The organism is Streptomyces griseoluteus (genome assembly GCF_004784465.1).
In the GTDB taxonomy this organism is placed as follows: domain Bacteria; phylum Actinomycetota; class Actinomycetes; order Streptomycetales; family Streptomycetaceae; genus Streptomyces; species Streptomyces griseoluteus.
In genome coordinates this window covers 14,572-31,994 of the sequence record NZ_SRRU01000008.1, presented here as the reverse complement: position 1 = coordinate 31,994, position 17,423 = coordinate 14,572, and the positions used below count along the sequence as shown (strand labels likewise).

Below are 17,423 nucleotides of genomic sequence, written 5' to 3'. Positions count from 1 at the left end.
GCTGCGGCCGTGTTGCGGGGATGTGGCGTACATGAAGTCCTCGTGTCGGGATTCGTGCCGGGCTGTCCGGAGCTGTCCGGCCGTGCTTTTCTCGTGCCCGAACCCGCGCCCGCACCGCACGAGGAGCACCATGAGCAGCCAGCCCATCGACTCGGTCACCGCCGGTCACACCCCGGACGAACCCTCCGCCGGACCCGACACCTCGGCCTGGTCCTTCGAGACCCGGCAGATCCACGCCGGCGCGGTGCCCGACCCGGCGACCGGGGCGCGTGCCACGCCGATCTACCAGACCACGTCCTTCGTCTTCAAGGACACCCAGCACGCCGCCGACCTGTTCTCGCTCGCCGAGCCCGGCAACATCTACACCCGCATCCACAACCCGACGCAGGACGTGTTCGAGCAGCGGATCGCCGCGCTGGAGGGCGGGGTCGCCGCCGTCGCGCTGGCCTCCGGGCAGGCCGCCGAGACGCTCGCCCTGCTGACCCTGGCGGGCGCGGGCGACCACATCGTCTCCAGTGCCTCGCTGTACGGCGGCACGTACAACCTGTTCCGGCACACCCTGCCGAGGCTGGGCATCGAGGTGTCGTTCGTGGACGACCCGGACGACGTGGACGCCTGGCGGGCCGCGATCCGGCCCGACACCAAGGCGCTGTTCGCGGAGACCCTGGGCAACCCGCGCGGCAACGTGCTCGACGTACGGGCGGTCGCGGACGTGGCGCACGACGCCGGTGTGCCGCTGATCGTGGACAACACGGTGCCGACCCCGTATCTGCTGCGTCCCATCGAGCACGGCGCGGACATCGTGGTGCACTCCGCGACCAAGTTCCTCGGCGGGCACGGCACCGCCATCGCCGGTGTGGTGGTGGACGGCGGCACCTTCGACTTCGGCGCCCACCCCGAGCGCTTCCCCGACTTCTCCGAGCCCGACCCGAGCTACCACGGCCTGCGGTACTGGCCGGCGCTCGGTCCGGGCGCCTTCGCGGTCAAGCTGCGGGTGCAGTTGCTGCGCGACCTGGGCCCGGCGCTGTCCCCGCACTCGGCGTTCCTGCTGCTCCAGGGCGTGGAGACGCTGAGCCTGCGCCTGGAGCGGCACTCCGCCAACGCGCTGGCCCTGGCCGAGTGGCTGGAGGGCCGCGACGAGGTGGCCGCCGTCCACTATCCGGGCCTGGAGTCCAGCCGGTGGTACGAGGCCGGGCGGAAGTACCTCCCGCGCGGCTCCGGCGCCGTCGTCTCCTTCGAGCTGCGGGACGGGGTGGAGGCGGGCAAGCGGTTCGTGGACGCGGTGGAGCTGTTCAGCCACCTCGCCAACATCGGTGACGTACGCAGCCTGATCATCCATCCCGCGTCCACCACCCACAGCCAGCTCGACGAGGAGCAGTTGACGGCGACCGGTACCTCGCCGGGGCTGGTCCGGCTGTCGGTGGGCATCGAGAGCCTGGCCGATCTGAAGGCGGACCTGGAGGCCGGGTTCCGCGCGGCCAAGGGCGCCTCCTGAGCACCGTTCCGCGCGCCCGCCCCGCCCCGCTCCCGCCGGTCACCGGCGCCTGGCGGGACGGGGACCCGGCCGGGCGCCGCCGGTGGCACACGGCCGGTACGCCGCTGCCGCTGGAGGCGGGCGGCGAACTGCCGGGCGTGCGGCTGGCGTTCGAGACCTGGGGGCGGCTCGCGCCGGACCGGTCCAACGCGGTGCTGGTGCTGCACGCGCTGACCGGCGACAGCCATGTGGCCGGTCCGGCCGGTCCGGGGCATCCCACGCCCGGCTGGTGGGACGCGCTGGTCGGTCCGGGCCGGGCGCTGGACACCGACCGCTGGTTCGTGGTCGCGCCGAACGTGCTCGGCGGCTGTCAGGGCAGCACCGGCCCGGCCGCTCCCCGGCCGGGCACCGACCGGGCCTGGGGCGGGGCGTTCCCGTTCCTCACCCAGCGGGACCAGGTGGCGGCGGAGGCGGGGCTCGCGGACGCCCTCGGGATCGAGCGGTGGGCGCTGGTCGTCGGCGGCTCGATGGGCGGGATGCGGGCGGTGGAGTGGGCGGTGTCGTACCCGGAGCGGGTCGGCGCGCTCCTGCTGCTGGCCACGACAGCCTCGGCGAGCGCCGAGCAGATCGCCTGGGCGGAGATCCAGCTGGGGGCCATCCGGGCCGACCGGCACTGGCGGGGCGGTGACTACCACTCCGCCGGCCGCGGCCCGGTGGACGGACTCGGCCTGGCCCGCCGTCTGGCCCACGTGACCTACCGCGCGGAGGCGGAGCTCCAGACCCGGTTCGGCCGGGCTCCGCAGGGTGCGGAGGACCCGTGGCACGGGGGCCGTTACCAGGTGGGCTCGTACTTGGACCACCATGCCGGGAAGCTCGTACGCCGCTTCGACGCGGGGAGTTACGTGGTCCTGACCGAGGCGATGAACGCGCACGACGTGGGGCGCGGGAGAGGCGGTACGCGCTCGGCGCTGGCGGGAGTGCGGGCGCCGGCTCTCGTGGCGGGGGTGGATTCCGACCGGCTCTATCCGCTGTCCCAGCAGCGGGAGTTGGCCGCGTTGATCCCGTCGGCGGACGGGGTGCGGGTGGTGGAGTCGCCGTACGGGCACGACGGGTTCCTGATCGAGACGGAGCAGGTTGGCAGACTGGTGGCCGAGTTGCTGCGCTGATCCCTGGGAGCCGATGTGTCCGAGCCTTCGTTCGAGCTGCTGCCGGGTGACCCGGCATCACCGGTGCTGCTGCACGTACCGCATTCCGCGCGGGCGATCCCGGCGGAGGTGCGGGCGGGGCTGCTGCTCGACGACGTCGCCCTGGAGCGGGAACTGGACCACATCACGGATGCGTACACGGCCGAACTGGCGTCTCTCGCATCCAAGTTGGCAGGAACGCGGCCGTGGCGGTTCGTGAACCGGCTGTCCCGGCTGGTGGTGGACCCGGAGCGGTTCCCGGACGCGCGGGAGGAGATGCGCGCGGTGGGCATGGGCGCGGTGTACACCCGCACCACGCACCGGGAACCCCTGCGGGCCGAGGACGCCGGCCAAGGGCCGCTGATACAGCGGTACTTCGAGCCGTACGCCCGCGCGATCACCGAGGCGGTGTCGGACCGGCTGGCCGCGACCGGGCGGGCGGTGGTGATCGACGTCCACTCCTACCCGTCCCGCCCGCTGCCGTACGAGCTGCACGGCGAGGGGCCGCGCCCGGCGGTGTGCCTCGGTACGGACGCCTTCCACACCCCGCCGGCGCTGACGGCCGCGGCGCGGTCGGCGTTCTCGCCGTACGGAAAGACGGGTCTGGACAGTCCGTTCAGCGGGACGTACGTGCCCCTCGCGCACTACGGCCGGGAGCCGCGGGTGAGCGCGCTGATGGTGGAGATCCGCCGGGACACGTACATGACCGAGCCCGGCGGCCCGCCCGGACCGGGCCTGGACCAGCTGGCGGGCGCCCTGGCCGTTCTGGTGGACGCGGTGGGTTAGGGGGTGTCCCGGGGAGACACCCCCTCGTTCCTCCTGTCGGCGTGGGCCGCCCAGTCGAGGATCTGCACGGCGGCTCCCGCGGCTTCGAGGCCCTGGCAGTGGCCGTGGTGGCGGCGGGCGATGCCGTCGAGGTCGAGGTGGGTGCCGAAGGCGGGGTGGGCGGCGAGGCGACGGGCGTACGACCACAGCGCGGTGAGGCCGGTGATCCGGTGCACCGCGGAGGCGTCGAGGTGGCAGCGGTGCACGGTGTCGAGCTGGACCAGGGAGACCCAGAGGTCGATGTCGGCGGCGGTGAGCCGGCCCCCGGCCAGGTACTCCTCCTCGGTCAGCCAGCGCTCCAGCCGGGACAGGGTGTCGAGGAGCACCTCCAGCGCGGCGGCCCGGCCGGCCGGGTCCTCGTCGGCGCGGCCCGCCCGCTGGGCGGCCTGTTCGATGCCCTCGGCGCAGAGCCGTTCCACGGCGTCGACGGTGGACTCCCAGCCGCAGGGCCGCAGCGGGTCGCCGCCGGCGCGCGGGAAGAGGTCCAGGTCGCGCAGGATGTCCGGCGCGTGGGTGCTGACGATCCGTCCGGACCAGGCGTCGCTGAGCACGGGGGCGGGCGCCGGGCCGGAGTAGCGGTGCGCGCTGGCCTCGTACAGCGGGCGGAGCGCGGTGTGGCTGCCGTCCGGGGCGTCGGGGACGGCGGGGAGCAGGGTGACCGGACAGCTCGCGTCGAGACCGAGCAGGCTGTGGCCGATGGCGAGGCGCAGCCCGTCGGGGTCGGCGGTGGAGAGGTGGAGCCGGTAGCGGTGCGGCACGGCGTAGTGGCCGCTGTGGGGGTCCTGGCCGAGCCGCCCCCGGAAGGCGGAGCTGTGCCGGACGGTCGGAAGGGCGGTCGGCGCGGTGATGGGCATACGTACGTCTCCCCAGGGGCGAGGGCGCGCGCGGGCGCGCGCCTGCGGGAACAGCGGCGGCTGACGTCGGGCGAGGAGTTACGAGGAGGGCGCGTGGACGGGCGGGGGCCCGGGTCAGAGGCGCGGTCCGATGGCGCTGCACACGCGCAGCAGGTCGATGTGCAGGCGGGAGGTGAGGAGGGGAGCGCGCAACGGCGTGCGGCCGCTGCGGCCGGTCACCGTCTCCAGGCGCGTCATGCGTCCCCACCTGTTCGCTGGACTTCCCCGGCTTGGAGTGTCGGCCCGCGCCGGACGCCGCGTCAAGAGGGGGTCCATCCCTGGGACGGGGGCTTACGTACCATCGCCTCCATGAGCCAGATCCTCTCGATCGCCCGCCCCGACAGCGTCCGGAGCGTGCGCCTGGACACCGACCGGGGAACCTTCGCCGCGTTCACGGCCGCTCCCCCGGCCCCGCGCGGTACGGCCCTGCTGGTGCCGGGCTTCAACGGCAGCAAGGAGGACTTCCTGCCGCTGCTGCCCGGCCTGGCCGAGGCGGGGTACCGGGTCGTCGCCATCGACCAGCGGGGCCAGTACGAGACGGGGCCGGCGTCCAAGGCTCCGTCGTACGCGCCGGACGATCTGGCGTCGGACGTGACCGCGCTGGCGGGGGTACTGGGCCCTGTGCATCTGGTGGGGCACTCGTACGGGGGGCTGGTGTCGCGCTTGGCCGTGCTGAACTCTCCGTCCGCCGCGGAGACCTGGGCGTCACTGACGCTGCTGAACTTCGGCCCGGCGGCCGTGTCGGAGTCGACACGGGAGCGTCTGCGCCTCCTGCTGGACGCCCTGCGCACGACTCCGGTCCCGGATCTGTGGCCGTTCCTCCGCCCGGAGGACGGCGGGGTCTCCGAGGAGGTGCTCTCCTTCCTCTCGGACCGCTGGGCCCGCAACGCCCCGGAGGCCCTGCGCCTGGCCGCCGAGCAGATGATCACCGAGCCGGACCGCACCGAGGCGCTGCGCGGCTGCGGCATTCCCCTGTCGGTGGTGTTCGGCACCCCCGAGGAGACCTGGCCGGAGCGTGAAGCCGCCGCGATGGCAAGAAAGTTGGGCGCCCGCTACACGGAGATCATGGGCGGCGGCCATTCACCGAACGTGTACGAACCCGAAGCGGTGATCGAGGCGCTGACCTCGTTCTGGAACGCGTGACGCCTAATGTTCCGAGTCGGGAATTCTGTTCAGATGTATAGGCTTGCTCTATGGCACGGACGGGGCGGCCGAAGGCCGAATTGACACTGTCGGACGAGGAACGAGCCGCACTCGAGGAGTGGGTGCGGCGTCGTTCCACGCCGCAGGCGTGGGCGTTGCGGTGCCGGATCATCCTGGCCTGCGCAACCGGCGCGTCGAACAAGGACGTTGCGGAGCAACTGGGTTCGACACCTCACGCGGTGGGTCGCTGGCGGGCCCGGTTCGTGCGGTACCGGATAGCCGGTCTGGGTGACATGCCACGTCCGGGTGGCCCCAGGACCGTGACGGACGAACAGGTCGCCGCGGTGGTCACCAAGACGCTGGAATCCACTCCGAAGAACGCGACGCACTGGTCGACGCGGTCGATGGCGAAGGAGATGGGCCTCTCGCAGTCGTCGGTGTCACGGATCTGGCGGGCGTTCGGCCTGCAGCCGCACCGGTCGGAGACCTTCAAGCTGTCGACCGATCCGTACTTCGTCGACAAGGGCCACGATGTCGTCGGCCTCTACCTGGACCCGCCCGAGCGGGCCCTGGTGTTCTGCGTCGACGAGAAGTCGCAGATCCAGGCGCTGGACCGGTCCCAGCCCGTGCTGCCGATGATGCCGGGGGTTCCCGAGCGGGCGACTCACGACTACGTCCGCGCCGGCACCACCACCCTGTTCGCCGCCCTCGAGGTCGCCACCGGCAAAGTCATCGGCTCCCTGCACCGCAGGCATCGAGCGGAGGAGTTCAAGAAGTTCCTGGTCAAGCTCGACAAAGAAGTGCCTGCCGACCTGGATATCCACCTGATCTGCGACAACTACGCCACCCACAAGACCCCTGCGATCAAGAAGTGGCTGTTGGCCCACCCGCGGTTCCATCTGCACTTCACGCCGACCGGCTCCTCCTGGCTGAACCTCGTCGAGCGCTGGTTCGCCGAACTGACCAACAAGCAGATACGGCGAGGCGTCCACCGATCCGTCCAGGCCCTGGAGAAGGACATCCGCAACTGGATCGCCGCCTGGAACACCGACCCCAAGCCCTACGTCTGGACGAAGACCGCGGACGAAATCCTCGAACGCCTCGCCTCATATCTGAACAGAATTCCCGACTCAGAAGACTAGCGCTCGCCCCGAGCGGCGACCGTCTCCCGCAACCCCTCGGGCGTGAAACCGAGTTCACGCAGGATCTGGGCCGCTGGGCTGCCCTCGACGCGGATCAGGCCCAGCAGCATGTGCTCGGTACCGACCCAGTCGTGGCCCAGCTCGGCCGCCGCGTCCCGCGCCTGCTCGATGGCCGCCTTGCTCTCCTCGCGGAACGCGATGTGCCCCCGCAGCGCCTTCGCCCCGGCCGGCGGCAGCACCTCCGCGACCGCGTCCCGTACCCGTTGCTCCGACCCGGCCCGCGCCACCAGCGTCTCGTACGCCCGGCCCTGCGGTTCTCCCAGCAGGCCGAGCAGCAGGTGTTCGGTGCCGATCGAGTCGTGCCTGTGCGTCCGCGCGGCCTCCTGCGCCAGCACGATGCCGTGCCGGTTGAGGTTGGTGAACCGCTCGAACGGCGTCGGCGCGTGCCGCTGTTGCGCCGCCTGCTTGGACACCCCGATGGCATCCCCGATCTCGGTCCATGACGCCCCGGACCGCTTGGCCTTGCTCACATAGTGGTCGATGAGCTGATCCCCGAGATCGGACAGGGTCTGTGCCCGCAGCCGCGCTTCGCTGATGTGCGCGAGGTCGCCGGCGTCGGGGAGTTCTTCGTCGAGTCGGGCGATCAGGTCGGCGAGATTGATGTCGAGTGGACTCATGCGTCAAGACTAAGTTGACGGTGGTCGAGCGTCAATGCGAAATTGACGTGCGCCGGAGCGGGTGTCCGGCTTACGGTTCCGGAATGACTCGACGGACCGACACGCCCCCCGCCTGGGACGAGCGCACGCAATTGACCACATTCCTCGACTACGCCCGCGACACCGCGCGAGCCAAGTGCGAGGGCGTCTCCCCCGAAGACGCCCGCCGGGCCCCGCTCCCCGACTCCCCCTTGATGACCCTGTGCGGCCTGATCAGCCACCTGCGCTGGGTCGAACACCACTGGTTCGAGGTCATGTTCCTGGGCGAGGACCCCGCGGGCCCCCTCGCCGAGGCAACCGACGACGACCCCGACCCCGAAATGCGCACAGCGGTCGACATCCCCCTGCCCCAACTCCTCGCCGACTACGAGTCCCAGAGCGCCCGCTACCGCCGCCTGGTCTCCGACCACGACCTGGACACCACCGCCAAACGCCCGATCAGCAACGGCGACCACGTCGACCTCCGCTGGGTCCTCCTCCACCTCATCGAGGAAACGTCCCGGCACAACGGTCACTTGGACGTCGTGCGCGAACTGGTCGACGGACGGACGGGCGTGTAGGGCTTGCGGCCAGCGCCGTGCACAGGGCCGCGAGGGGAAGTTCCGCGAGCACCGCCATGGATACGGCGAGGGCCAGCTCCGGGCCGGGTGGAGAGGTGGCGACGTCGATGCAGGCGTCGGCGAGGAGCAGTACCGCCGCGGCGGCAGCGGGGGCGCGGTGGCGGGGGTCGTGGTGCAGCAGACGGCTCCCGGCGGTGAGCAGGGCGATGGCCTCCAGCGCGTCGAGGGTGACCCAGGCGGCCGCCTCGGCGGGCGGCAGGGTGCCGGCGAGGTAGCCGAGCCAGGGCAGCAGGGCGAGGCCGGCGCCCACGAGTATGCGGGCGGGAACAGCGCTGCTCGTGGAGGCGTGGGAGAGGAGAGCCACGTCCGGGGTTCCTTCCGGCTTCGGCGACCCGACCATCGGGCCCGTGATCAACCCTCTGGTGTCCGCCGGGCGGAGTCAGTAACACCGCTGCCCGTCACTGGGCGGAGCCTCGCCCGAGGTGACCACGCCGGCCGCAACCCCCGAGAAGCCGCCCGGAACACCTCCGGGCGGCCCCTCGACTCGAAAGCGGCATATTGCACAGCTTGAACTGCGCAAGTTAGCCTGTACATATGACCGAGACCGCTGACACCACCGGTGTGTCCGAATCCGCCGTACGCGCCGCACACGAGTTCCGGGTGGTCTTCAGCCGGCTCCGGCGGCGGATGCGGGAGAGCTACGACCCCGGAGACCTGACGCCGTCGCAGACGTCCGTGCTGAGCCGGCTGGACAAGGACGGGGAGGCGTCGGTCAGTGACCTGGCCGCCGCCGAGCGGGTGCGGCACCAGTCGGTGGCCGCGACCGTGTCCGTGCTGGAGGAGCGCGCGCTGGTGTCCCGGCGGCAGGACCCCTCCGACGGGCGGCGCCAGCTGGTGTTCGTCACCGACAGCGGGCACGCCTTCCTGGAGGACCGCAGGCGGGCCGGGGAGAGCTGGCTGACCAGGGCTCTGGAGGACCAGTGCACGGAGTCCGAGCGCCGGACCCTGCTGGAGGCGGCGGCCATACTGGACCGGGTCGTCCGCTCGTGACCCTGCGCCCGCTGCTGCCAGGCCGGGCGAAGAAGAGCGACGGCTTCGACCGGCGCCTGCTCGCCCCGATGATGCTGGGCTCCGTACTCAACCCGGTCAACTCCTCCGTCCTGTCGGTCTCCCTGGTGCCGATCGGCGCCGCCTTCGGGGCGCCGCCCGCGCAGACCGCCTGGCTGGTCTCCGCCCTGTATCTGGCCACGTCCATCGGCCAGCCGGTGGTGGGACGGCTGATCGACCTGTTCGGGCCGCGCCGTCTGTTCCTCACGGGCACCGCGCTCACCGGTGTCGCGGGTGTCGTGGGGATGCTCGCCCCGAACCTCGGCGTGCTCATCGCCGCCCGCGTATCGCTCGGCTTCGGCACCTGTTCCGGCTATCCGGCCGCCATGTACCTGATCCGCAGCGAAGCCCGGCGCACCGGCGAGGAGAGTCCGACGGGCGTACTCACCGCGCTCGCCGTCACCACCCAGACCGTCGCCGTGATCGGCCCCAGCCTCGGCGGACTGCTGATCGGCGTCGGCGGCTGGCGCGCCACCCTCGCCGTCAACATCCCGCTCGCCCTGGCCGGTCTGTACCTCGGCGCCCGCCGTCTCCCCGTCACCCCACCGGCGCCCCGCCGCGAGGACCGGCCCGCCCTCGCCGCACTGGACCTGCCCGGCATGGGCCTCTTCGCGGCGGCCCTCATCTGCCTGCTCCTCTTCCTCATGGAGCCCGGCACCGCCCACTGGTACCTGCCCGTGCCGGCCGCGGTCGCGGGGGCGGCCTTCGCGCGGCGGGAGCTGCGGACCCCGCAGCCCTTCATCGACCTGCGCGTACTGAGCGGCAACCTCCCCCTGCTGGCCACCTACGCCCGCGCGTTGCTCGCGTACATCGTCAGCTACGCCTTCCTGTACGGGTACACCCAGTGGCTGGAGGAGGGCCGGGGGCTGTCGGCCTCGCAGGCGGGGCTGGTCCAACTCCCGCTGTTCGCCACCGCGTTGGTCGTCTCGACGCTCACCGGGCGCCGGCCCGCGATCCGGGCCAAGCTCCTGGTGGGCGCGGCCGGGCAGCTCGCCGCCTGTGCGTTGCTGCTGACGCTGACCGACGCGAGCCCGGTATGGATGCTGCTGGCCGTCGTGTTCGTGCTCGGTGTGCCGCAGGGCCTGAACAGCCTGGCCCTGCAGAACTCCGTCTTCCACCAGGCCGACGCCGAGCGCATGGGCTCCTCCGCCGGGCTGCTGCGCACCTTCGGCTACCTCGGCGCGATCGTCGCCTCCGCCGCGAGCGGCGCCCTCTTCGGGCAGCGCGCCGACACCGGCGGGCTGCACCACCTCTCCTGGCTGATGCTCGCCGTCAGCGCCCTCTTCCTCGCGGTGACCGTAGCCGACCGCTCCCTGCGCGGCCTCGGCGCCAGCCAGGGCGAGCCCGTACCCGAACGAACCCGTGAGCGCCGGTGAAGGCGCCCTCCGGCAGCGGGCCGATCGGGTTCGACCTGGAGGTCACCAGCGTGGACGGCTGGATCGCCGGCCCGTCCTGACTACTCGCCGGTGGCGGTGAGGACGAGCACCGCCTGGTCGTCGTCGATGTCGTGGCCGCCGGTGAAGACGCGTACGGCCTCGGTCAGGGAGTCGATCAGGCGGCCGGCGGCGGGCGGGCGGGGCGAGCCTGCGAGGGCCTGGGCCACGCGTACGTCGCCGAACTGCTCGCCGTCGGGGGCGCGGGCCTCGGTGAGGCCGTCGGTGTAGAGCAACAGGCTCTCGTTCGGGCGCAGTTGCAGCCGACGCGGACTGACGTGCGGGTCGGGCGCGACGCCCAGGAGGAGCCCCGAGGCGTCCACGGCGCGCACGGTGTGCCCCGCGTCGATGACGAGGGGGGCGGTGTGCCCGGCGCGGATCAGCTCGATGTCCAGGCCCGCCGGGGTCGGGGTGAACTGCCCGTAGACGAGCGTGACGAAGCCGGTGCCGTGGCTGCCGGGACGGTCGAACAGGGCACGGTTGACGGCCTCGACCACGGCCTGGGGGCCGGGCAGCAGCGGGGCGACGGCGCGGGCGGTGTGCCGTACCAGGGCGGTGGTGGTCGCGGCGGTGGCACCGCGGCCGCACACGTCACCGAGCATGAACGCCCACCGGCCGTCCCGCAGCGGGAAGACGTCGTAGAAGTCGCCGCCGATGTCGAGTCCCTCACCGGCGGGGTGGTAGTACGTGGCCACGTCGGCGCCCGGTACGTCCGGGACGCCGGGCAGCAGCAGCCCGGCCTGGAGGTCGCGGGCGAGGGTGACCCGGTGGGTGTACTGGCGGGCGTTGCGGGCGGCGGAGGAGGCCCGGCGGGCGAGTTCCTCGGCCAGCGCGACGGTGTGCCCGTCGAAGGTGTGGTCGCCGACGCTGAGCAGGGTCATGGTGCCGAAGGTGTTGCCCCGGTCGAGCAGCGGGACGCACAGGTAGCCGGTGACGCCCAGGTCGTGCCAGGGGCCCGGCCCGGTGGGCGCGCGGCGGGCGACCTCGCTGACCCCGGTGGCCAGCACCCGCGCCACGGCGTCGTCGGCGGCGTCGTAGACCGGGATGTGGGAGGCCAGCAGCGCACCGCGCTCGGCGTCCGGCGCGGCTGTGGCGATACGACGTACCCGGCCGGACTCCACGATGTCGACCGCGCACAGCGGGGCCAGAGTGGGGACGCACGCCTCGGCGAGGCGCTGGAGGGTCTGGGCGGCGTCCAGGTCGTGGGCCAGAGAGGTGCTGGCGTCCAGCAGGAAGCTTAGGTCGGCGCGGGCGGACTTCTCGCGGGCCTCGGCGGCCTGCCGGGCCTGCTCGGCCTGGTGGCGTTCGATGGCCAGGGCCGCGGTGCCCGCGAAGATCCGGGCGAGCGCGAGGTCGTAGTCCTGGGGCGAGCGGGGCGTGCGGTGGTACATGGCGAAGGTGCCGAGCAGCGATCCGTCGCTGCCCAGTACCGGGGTGGACCAGCAGGCGGCGAGCCCGGCCTTCTCGGCCAGGTCCCGGAAGTCGTCCCAGTACTCGTGCGTGGCGATGTCGGAGACGATCACGCTCTGCCGGCGGTGGGCGGCCGTACCGCAGGAGCCCACGCCCTCACCGGCGGCGATGCCGTCGATGGCCTGGTTGTAGAAGTCGGGCAGGCTGGGGGCGGCTCCGTGGCGCAGGTGGCGGCCGTCGGCGTCGGCGAGCAGCACCGACACCAGCACCTCCTCGGGCGCCAGGTCCTCGATGACCCGCGCCATGCCGTGCAGCACGTCGGCCAACGGGGCCTGGCGGGCGATCTGCTCCAGCAGGGCCGCCTGCTCGGCCGTGAGCCGCTGGGCCTGTCTCACCTGCGTGGTCTCGACGCCGATGACCCGTACGCCGGTGACGTTGCCGCCGACGTCGAGCCGGGGCTCGTAGGTGAAGTCGAAGAAGGTCTCGCGGGCGTCGGCGCCCGAGCCGAGGACGATCCGGCGGTCGCGGCCCGTGACGGACCGGCCGGTGCGGTAGACCCGGTCCAGCAGGCCGATGAAACCCTGTTCGACGAGTTCCGGCATCAGTTCCGCGAGGGGCAGGCCGGTGCGGGCGCGCTCGGCGCCGCCGATCGCGGCGAAGAACGCGGGGTTCGCGGACTCCAGCATGTGGGCCGGTCCGGCGAGTGAGGCGAAGACGGCCGTCGACTGCCCGAAGAGGGCGCGCAGATCGTCGTCCAGGCCGCCTCCCGGCCGGCCGGCCTCGGGCTGGTCCAGCCCTGATACGCGCGTCATGCGCTCCGCTCCTGGTTCTGTTGGACCGCCGAGACGACGCCACGTCCGCCCGAGCCTGCGGCAAGCGCCTCAGCAGCGTCCTTGTGCACGGAGAAGAGCTGGTCCAAACCTGTCAGGCTGAACAGACGTGACACCGAGGCGGGTACGGCCGCCAGGCGCAGGGCCCGTTGCTCGGCGGTGAGCTGCTGGTAGAGCCGTAGCAGCGCGCTGATCCCGGAGGAGTCGCAGAAGGTCAGGGCGGCGCAGTCGACCACGACCGGCAGCGTCCCCGTCGATCCGTTCAGTTCGCCGTCGGCAGCCTCGTGCAGTTGCACCACGCTGTCGAAGTCCAGTTCACCGCACAGCACGAACAACACGCCGAGCGCGTGCTGTCTCACATCCACCGAGAACACCCTCAGCTGCCTTCCACTCGGCTACCGCCGCCTGCCTTTCGTCACAGGAAGCGTCTCACGGGGGTGACCGCGGCTTCCTTCAGCCGCTGGAAAGCGGCTCTCCGCCGCCATCTGGCAAGGTCGATGGCGACGCTGCGCTCGAGGTCGGCATCGTAGTCACGGTCGAGTGACGCGGTGAACTCCTCGTCCAGCACGGCGAGCATGACCTCCTCGTCGTGGTCCATGGAGCGGCGGTTGAAGTTGGTGGAGCCGATCAGGGCCGCCACCGAGTCCACGGTGATGATCTTGGCGTGCATCATCGTCGGCTGGTACTGGCGGATGTCGACGCCCGCGCGCAGCAGCTTGGTGTAGTGCTGTTGTCCGGCGAGCTGACAGGCCCGCTGGTCGGTGTACGGACCGGGCAGCAGGATCTCCACCTTGACGCCCCGGCGGGCGGTGCGGCACAGCAGGTCGACGAAGTAGTCGTCGGGGGCGAAGTAGGCCGTGGCCAGGCGGAACCGTTCCTCCGCCGAGGTGAGCATGACCCGGATCAGGGTCTGCATGTCCTGCCAGCCGATACTGGCCGAACCACGCACGACCTGGACGATCGAGCCGCCGATCTGCTCGTGCCCGGTGAAGCGGTCGCGGTCGTCGAAGAGTTCGTCGTGGCATTCGGCCCAGTTCTGGGCGAAGGCGGCGGCGATCCCGTCGACCGCCGGTCCGCGCACCTGGACGTGGGTGTCGCGCCACTCGCCGGGATTGCGGGCGTCGCCGCACCACTCCTCCGCGATGCCGACACCGCCGGTGAAGGCGGTGTCCTCGTCCACGATCAGGGCCTTGCGGTGACAGCGGTGGTTCTGCTTGAAGGGCGAGAGCCAGACGGGCTTGCGGAACCAGGCGACCTGGACGCCGGCCTCGTCCATGAGGTCCAGCAGCCCCCTCTCTATCCGCTTGGCGCCGAACCCGTCGAGCAGCAGCCGCACCCGCACGCCCGCCCGCGCCCGGTCGGCCAGGGCGGCGGCGAAGTCGTGGGCGATCTGGCCGCGCCAGTACACGAAGGTCATCATGTCGATCGTGTGCCTGGCCGAGCCGATGGCCTTGAGCATGGCGGGGAAGATGGCGCTGCCGTTGCGCAGCGGGATCAGCTCGTTCCCCTCGGTGGCGGCCACGCCGATCAGCCGCTCCAGGCGGCGGCGCAGGCGCTGCTTGCGGGCGTCGGCGTCCAGGGCGCCGCCGGGTGCGAGGGCTACCGGTATGCCGTCGAGGGTCACAGCGAATTCTCCAGTTGTGCCATGGGGCGGATCGGATCGGGCGGCCGTTGGACCCCCGAGGACCCTCATGCCCGGCACTCGCCTCATCATCCCGCGCCGGTGAACCACCCCACATGTGACCGGCATCACAGTGCGTTGATCGCTGTCGTCAGGTCATCATATGACCTGTTCGCCGACGGCACTGAAGGCGTCCGGGCGGCCACTGCGAGACAAGGATGTTGCGCGTGAAGGACCAGAAGCCCCGTGTGGGCGTGGTGGGGCTCGGGGCCATGGGCCTCGGGATGGCCCGCAGCCTGCGGACGGCGGGATACGACGTCGGGGTCCACGACCTGCGGCCCGAAGTGGCCGCCGACTTCGCCCGCGAGGGCGGCACCGCCTTCCCCTCCCCCGGTGAACTCGCCGCCACCGTCGATGTCCTGGTCGGCGTGGTCGTCAACTCCGCGCAAGTCGAGCAGGTGCTGTTCGGGGCGGAGGGCGCCGCCGAACGGCTGCGACCGGGGGCCGTGTTCGTGATGTGCTCCACGGTCGACCCCGCCTGGTCCGCCGGACTGGGTTCTCGCCTGGCCGGGTCGGGCCTCCTCTACCTGGACGCCCCGGTCTCCGGCGGTGCCGTGCGCGCGGCGGCCGGTGAGCTGACCATGATGACCTCCGGCGCCCCGGAGGCGTACGCGCTCGCCGGGCCGGTGCTGGAGGCGATGAGCGCGACCGTGCACCGGCTGGGTGACGAGGCCGGGCTCGGCTCCAAGGTCAAGGTGGTCAACCAGTTGCTCGCGGGGGTCCACATCGCCGCAGCCGCCGAGGCGATGGCGCTGGGCATCAAGGCCGGTGTCCCGGCCGGGACGCTGTACGAGGTGATCACCCACAGCGCGGGCAACTCCTGGATGTTCGAGAACCGCATGGCGCACGTACTGGCCGGTGACTACACGCCCCTGTCGGCCGTCGACATCTTCGTGAAGGACCTCGGGATCGTGCTCGACTCCGCCCGCCCGGAGCGCTTCCCGCTGCCGCTGGCCGCCACCGCCCACCAGATGTTCCTCCAGGCGGCGGCCTCGGGCCTGGGCGGCGAGGACGACAGCGCGGTGATCAAGATCTTCCCCGGGATCGACCTGCCGAAGCCGGAGGATGGCTGACATGGGAATCCGGCTCGGCGCCATCGCCGACGACTTCACCGGCGCCACGGACCTGGCGAACAACCTGGTGCGCGCGGGGATGCGCGTGGTCCAGCTCATCGACGTCCCCGAGGACGAGGACGACGGGCAGGGTCTCGCCGGGGACGCGGACGCGGTGGTGATCGCGCTCAAGTCCCGTACCGTGCCCGTCGCGGAGGCGGTGGACGCCTCGCTGCGGGCGCTGGCGTGGCTGCGGGGCGCGGGGGCCGAGCAGGTCTACTTCAAGTACTGCTCGACCTTCGACTCCACCCCGGCCGGGAACATCGGGCCGGTGGCCGAGGCCCTGATGGACGCGCTGGACACCGACTTCACGGTGGCCACCCCGGCGTTCCCGGACAACGGGCGCACCGTGTTCAAGGGTCATCTCTTCGTCGGTGACGTGCTGTTGAGCGAGAGCGGCATGCGGGACCATCCGCTGACGCCGATGACCGACTCCAACCTGGTCGAGGTGCTGGGCGCGCAGACCAGGCGGCCTGTCGGACTCATCGACCACACGGTCGTCGCGGGCGGTGCGGATGCGGTGCGGGCCCGCATCGCTGAACTCCGTGTCCAGAAAGTCGCGTTCGCCGTCGTGGACGCGGTCTCCAATGACGATCTGGTGCGGCTGGGCGAGGCCGTGCGGGATCTGCCGCTGGTGACGGCCGGTTCGGGGCTGGCCATCGGGCTGCCGGCCAACTGGGGTCTTCGACCCTCGACGGAGGCGGCCCAGTTGCCGCCCGCCTCCGGCTACCGGGCCATCGTGTCCGGCTCGGTCTCCACGGCCACCAACGGCCAGGTCCGGGCCTTCCTCGGCACCGGGCGCCCCGCCTTCAGCGTGGACCCCCTCCGTATCGCGGCGGGTGAGGACGTGGCCGGGTCGGCGCTGGCCTTCGCCGAGGCCCACCTCGCCGACGGACCCGTGCTGATCTACTCCACCGAGGCCCCCGAAGCGGTGCGCGGGGTGCAGAGCAGGCTCGGTGCCGCCGAGGCCGGTGAGCTGGTGGAGCGGACCCTGGCCGAGGTGGCGCGGGGGCTCGTGGCGCGCGGGGTGCGGCAGCTCGTCGTCGCCGGGGGCGAGACCTCGGGGGCGGTCGTGCAGGCCCTCGGCGTCACCGGGCTCCGCATCGGCCCGCAGATCGACCCCGGTGTGCCCTGGTGCGCGGCAACTCCGCCCGACGGGCGGACACTTCATCTCGCGCTGAAGTCGGGCAACTTCGGGGGACCCGACTTCTTCTCCGCCGCGTTCGCCCTGCTGGAGCCGGCATGAGCGACCCGGTGGAGGAGGCCCGGCGCGAGATCGTCCGGGTGGGCACGAGCCTGTTCGCGCGGGGCTATGTCCACGCCAGCGCGGGCAACATCAGCGCCCGGGTCGGTGACTCCCACCTGATCACCCCGACCGACGCGGCCCTGGGCTTCCTCGACCCCGGCCGGCTGGCCCTCGTCGACGCCGACGGCGAACAGCTCGCGGGCGACCGCGCCAGCAAGACCCTCACCCTGCACCGCCGTATCCACGCCGCCGATCCCACCGCCCGCTTCATCGTCCACACCCACTCCACGCACCTGGTCGGGCTGACCCTGGCCGGGGTGTGGCGTGCGGACGACGTGCTCCCGCCGATCACCCCGTACTACGTGATGAAGGTCGGGCACGTCCCGCTCGTCCCCTACCACCGGCCCGGCGACCCGCGCGTGGCCGACCTGGTGACCGCCCGCATCGCCGAACGCGCCGCGCGCGGTACGCCGATCCGGGCCGTGCTGCTCGACCGGCTGGGCCCGGTCGTCTGGGGGCCCGACGCGGCCTCCGCACTGGCCGTCCTCGAAGAACTCGAGGAGACGGCACGCCTGTGGCTGCTCACCGAGCGCAGGCCCGCCCCGCTCGCGGAACCCGAACTCGCCGAACTGCGCGCCGTGTTCGGCGCCCGCTGGTGAACCGCCGC

At 72.2% G+C, this 17,423-nt stretch carries 18 protein-coding genes; 11 read left to right on the top strand and 7 right to left on the bottom strand.

Features of this window, described 5'->3' with window-relative positions; genetic code table 11:
• Positions 1 to 130 precede the first annotated feature (130 nt).
• From E5082_RS21595 to E5082_RS21585, 3 genes are read left to right on the top strand one after another with little or no spacing between them, the layout of a single operon-like run.
• On the top strand, positions 131 to 1,495 hold the full coding sequence (locus E5082_RS21595) for a bifunctional o-acetylhomoserine/o-acetylserine sulfhydrylase (protein ID WP_135792899.1): 1,365 nt from the start codon (positions 131 to 133) through the stop codon (positions 1,493 to 1,495).
• A complete protein-coding gene (gene metX, locus E5082_RS21590) occupies positions 1,492 to 2,640 on the top strand; it encodes a homoserine O-acetyltransferase MetX (protein WP_135792898.1) in 1,149 nt (382 codons plus the stop codon). The genes E5082_RS21595 and metX overlap by 4 nt, the downstream gene beginning before the upstream one ends.
• 15 nt (positions 2,641 to 2,655) lie before the next feature.
• A complete protein-coding gene (locus E5082_RS21585; protein ID WP_135792897.1) occupies positions 2,656 to 3,444 on the top strand; it encodes an N-formylglutamate amidohydrolase in 789 nt (262 codons plus the stop codon).
• On the opposite strand, the gene E5082_RS21580 is transcribed toward E5082_RS21585, so the two are convergent.
• Together E5082_RS21580 and E5082_RS33455 are read right to left on the bottom strand one after the other, a co-directional pair.
• Complete coding sequence (locus E5082_RS21580; protein WP_135792896.1) at positions 3,441 to 4,337, bottom strand: glutathione S-transferase C-terminal domain-containing protein; 897 nt, start codon at positions 4,335 to 4,337, stop codon at positions 3,441 to 3,443. The two genes, E5082_RS21585 and E5082_RS21580, sit on opposite strands and share 4 nt — an antisense overlap.
• Positions 4,338 to 4,451: 114 nt before the next feature.
• Positions 4,452 to 4,574, bottom strand: coding sequence for a putative leader peptide (locus E5082_RS33455; protein WP_267881274.1), 123 nt, complete (start codon positions 4,572 to 4,574; stop codon positions 4,452 to 4,454).
• A 111-nt stretch (positions 4,575 to 4,685) separates the two neighbouring features.
• Between E5082_RS33455 and E5082_RS21575 the strand changes: the two genes are divergently transcribed.
• Both E5082_RS21575 and E5082_RS21570 read left to right on the top strand, forming a co-directional pair.
• On the top strand, positions 4,686 to 5,519 hold the full coding sequence (locus E5082_RS21575; protein WP_135792895.1) for an alpha/beta fold hydrolase: 834 nt from the start codon (positions 4,686 to 4,688) through the stop codon (positions 5,517 to 5,519).
• 50 nt (positions 5,520 to 5,569) lie between these two features.
• Entirely contained in the window at positions 5,570 to 6,661 is a 1,092-nt protein-coding gene (locus E5082_RS21570; RefSeq protein WP_135792894.1) for an IS630 family transposase, read from the top strand.
• Here E5082_RS21570 and E5082_RS21565 read toward each other — a convergent pair.
• Positions 6,658 to 7,338 carry a Clp protease N-terminal domain-containing protein gene (locus tag E5082_RS21565; protein WP_135792893.1) on the bottom strand — a complete coding sequence of 227 codons (681 nt, stop codon included), beginning with the start codon at positions 7,336 to 7,338 and terminating at the stop codon, positions 6,658 to 6,660. The genes E5082_RS21570 and E5082_RS21565 overlap by 4 nt on opposite strands.
• Before the next feature lie 83 nt (positions 7,339 to 7,421).
• On the opposite strand from E5082_RS21565, the gene E5082_RS21560 reads away from it, so the two are divergent.
• Positions 7,422 to 7,937, top strand: a complete 516-nt coding sequence (locus E5082_RS21560; RefSeq protein WP_135792892.1) for a DinB family protein — start codon at positions 7,422 to 7,424, stop codon at positions 7,935 to 7,937.
• Here the strand turns inward: E5082_RS21560 and E5082_RS21555 are convergent.
• On the bottom strand, positions 7,861 to 8,301 hold the full coding sequence (locus E5082_RS21555; protein WP_229919018.1) for a hypothetical protein: 441 nt from the start codon (positions 8,299 to 8,301) through the stop codon (positions 7,861 to 7,863). The genes E5082_RS21560 and E5082_RS21555 overlap by 77 nt on opposite strands.
• 230 nt (positions 8,302 to 8,531) lie before the next feature.
• Here E5082_RS21555 and E5082_RS21550 point away from each other — a divergent pair, with 230 nt between their 5' ends.
• Together E5082_RS21550 and E5082_RS21545 are read left to right on the top strand one after the other, a co-directional pair.
• Positions 8,532 to 8,987, top strand: a complete 456-nt coding sequence (locus E5082_RS21550; RefSeq protein ID WP_135792891.1) for a MarR family winged helix-turn-helix transcriptional regulator — start codon at positions 8,532 to 8,534, stop codon at positions 8,985 to 8,987.
• A 68-nt stretch (positions 8,988 to 9,055) separates the two neighbouring features.
• Positions 9,056 to 10,420: an MFS transporter gene (locus E5082_RS21545; RefSeq protein ID WP_135793206.1), complete on the top strand. Its 1,365-nt coding sequence runs from the start codon at positions 9,056 to 9,058 to the stop codon at positions 10,418 to 10,420.
• An 80-nt stretch (positions 10,421 to 10,500) separates the two neighbouring features.
• Here the strand turns inward: E5082_RS21545 and E5082_RS21540 are convergent, their stop codons facing one another.
• The 3 genes from E5082_RS21540 to E5082_RS21530 are packed head-to-tail and all read right to left on the bottom strand — an operon-like array spanning position 10,501 to position 14,341.
• Entirely contained in the window at positions 10,501 to 12,699 is a 2,199-nt protein-coding gene (locus E5082_RS21540; RefSeq protein ID WP_135792890.1) for a SpoIIE family protein phosphatase, read from the bottom strand.
• Positions 12,696 to 13,082, bottom strand: a complete 387-nt coding sequence (locus E5082_RS21535; RefSeq protein WP_229919016.1) for an STAS domain-containing protein — start codon at positions 13,080 to 13,082, stop codon at positions 12,696 to 12,698. The genes E5082_RS21540 and E5082_RS21535 overlap by 4 nt, the downstream gene beginning before the upstream one ends.
• 50 nt (positions 13,083 to 13,132) lie before the next feature.
• A complete protein-coding gene (locus tag E5082_RS21530; protein WP_229919015.1) occupies positions 13,133 to 14,341 on the bottom strand; it encodes a phospholipase D-like domain-containing protein in 1,209 nt (402 codons plus the stop codon).
• A 224-nt stretch (positions 14,342 to 14,565) separates the two neighbouring features.
• On the opposite strand from E5082_RS21530, the gene ltnD reads away from it, so the two are divergent.
• Genes ltnD through E5082_RS21515 form a run of 3 tightly spaced genes read left to right on the top strand, consistent with a single transcriptional unit; the run spans position 14,566 to position 17,415 of the window.
• A complete protein-coding gene (gene ltnD / locus E5082_RS21525) occupies positions 14,566 to 15,471 on the top strand; it encodes an L-threonate dehydrogenase (protein WP_135792887.1) in 906 nt (301 codons plus the stop codon).
• Position 15,472: 1 nt separating this feature from the next.
• Positions 15,473 to 16,756 (top strand): 3-oxo-tetronate kinase, encoded by a 1,284-nt coding sequence (gene otnK / locus E5082_RS21520; RefSeq protein WP_135792886.1) that lies wholly within the window; start codon positions 15,473 to 15,475, stop codon positions 16,754 to 16,756.
• A complete protein-coding gene (locus E5082_RS21515; protein WP_135792885.1) occupies positions 16,753 to 17,415 on the top strand; it encodes a class II aldolase/adducin family protein in 663 nt (220 codons plus the stop codon). The genes otnK and E5082_RS21515 overlap by 4 nt, the downstream gene beginning before the upstream one ends.
• Positions 17,416 to 17,423: the final 8 nt, after the last annotated feature.

Excerpts from the sequence above, each read along its gene's own strand:
- E5082_RS21595 (WP_135792899.1), top strand. The coding sequence starts at position 131 with ATGAGCAGCCAGCCCATCGACTCGGTCACCGCCGGTCACACCCCGGAC.
- E5082_RS21580 (WP_135792896.1), bottom strand. The coding sequence starts at position 4,337 with ATGCCCATCACCGCGCCGACCGCCCTTCCGACCGTCCGGCACAGCTCC.
- E5082_RS33455 (WP_267881274.1), bottom strand. The coding sequence starts at position 4,574 with ATGACGCGCCTGGAGACGGTGACCGGCCGCAGCGGCCGCACGCCGTTG.
- E5082_RS21575 (WP_135792895.1), top strand. The coding sequence starts at position 4,686 with ATGAGCCAGATCCTCTCGATCGCCCGCCCCGACAGCGTCCGGAGCGTG.
- E5082_RS21570 (WP_135792894.1), top strand. The coding sequence starts at position 5,570 with ATGGCACGGACGGGGCGGCCGAAGGCCGAATTGACACTGTCGGACGAG.
- E5082_RS21565 (WP_135792893.1), bottom strand. The coding sequence starts at position 7,338 with ATGAGTCCACTCGACATCAATCTCGCCGACCTGATCGCCCGACTCGAC.
- E5082_RS21560 (WP_135792892.1), top strand. The coding sequence starts at position 7,422 with ATGACTCGACGGACCGACACGCCCCCCGCCTGGGACGAGCGCACGCAA.
- E5082_RS21550 (WP_135792891.1), top strand. The coding sequence starts at position 8,532 with ATGACCGAGACCGCTGACACCACCGGTGTGTCCGAATCCGCCGTACGC.
- E5082_RS21545 (WP_135793206.1), top strand. The coding sequence starts at position 9,056 with ATGATGCTGGGCTCCGTACTCAACCCGGTCAACTCCTCCGTCCTGTCG.
- E5082_RS21540 (WP_135792890.1), bottom strand. The coding sequence starts at position 12,699 with ATGACGCGCGTATCAGGGCTGGACCAGCCCGAGGCCGGCCGGCCGGGA.
- otnK (WP_135792886.1), top strand. The coding sequence starts at position 15,473 with ATGGGAATCCGGCTCGGCGCCATCGCCGACGACTTCACCGGCGCCACG.
- E5082_RS21515 (WP_135792885.1), top strand. The coding sequence starts at position 16,753 with ATGAGCGACCCGGTGGAGGAGGCCCGGCGCGAGATCGTCCGGGTGGGC.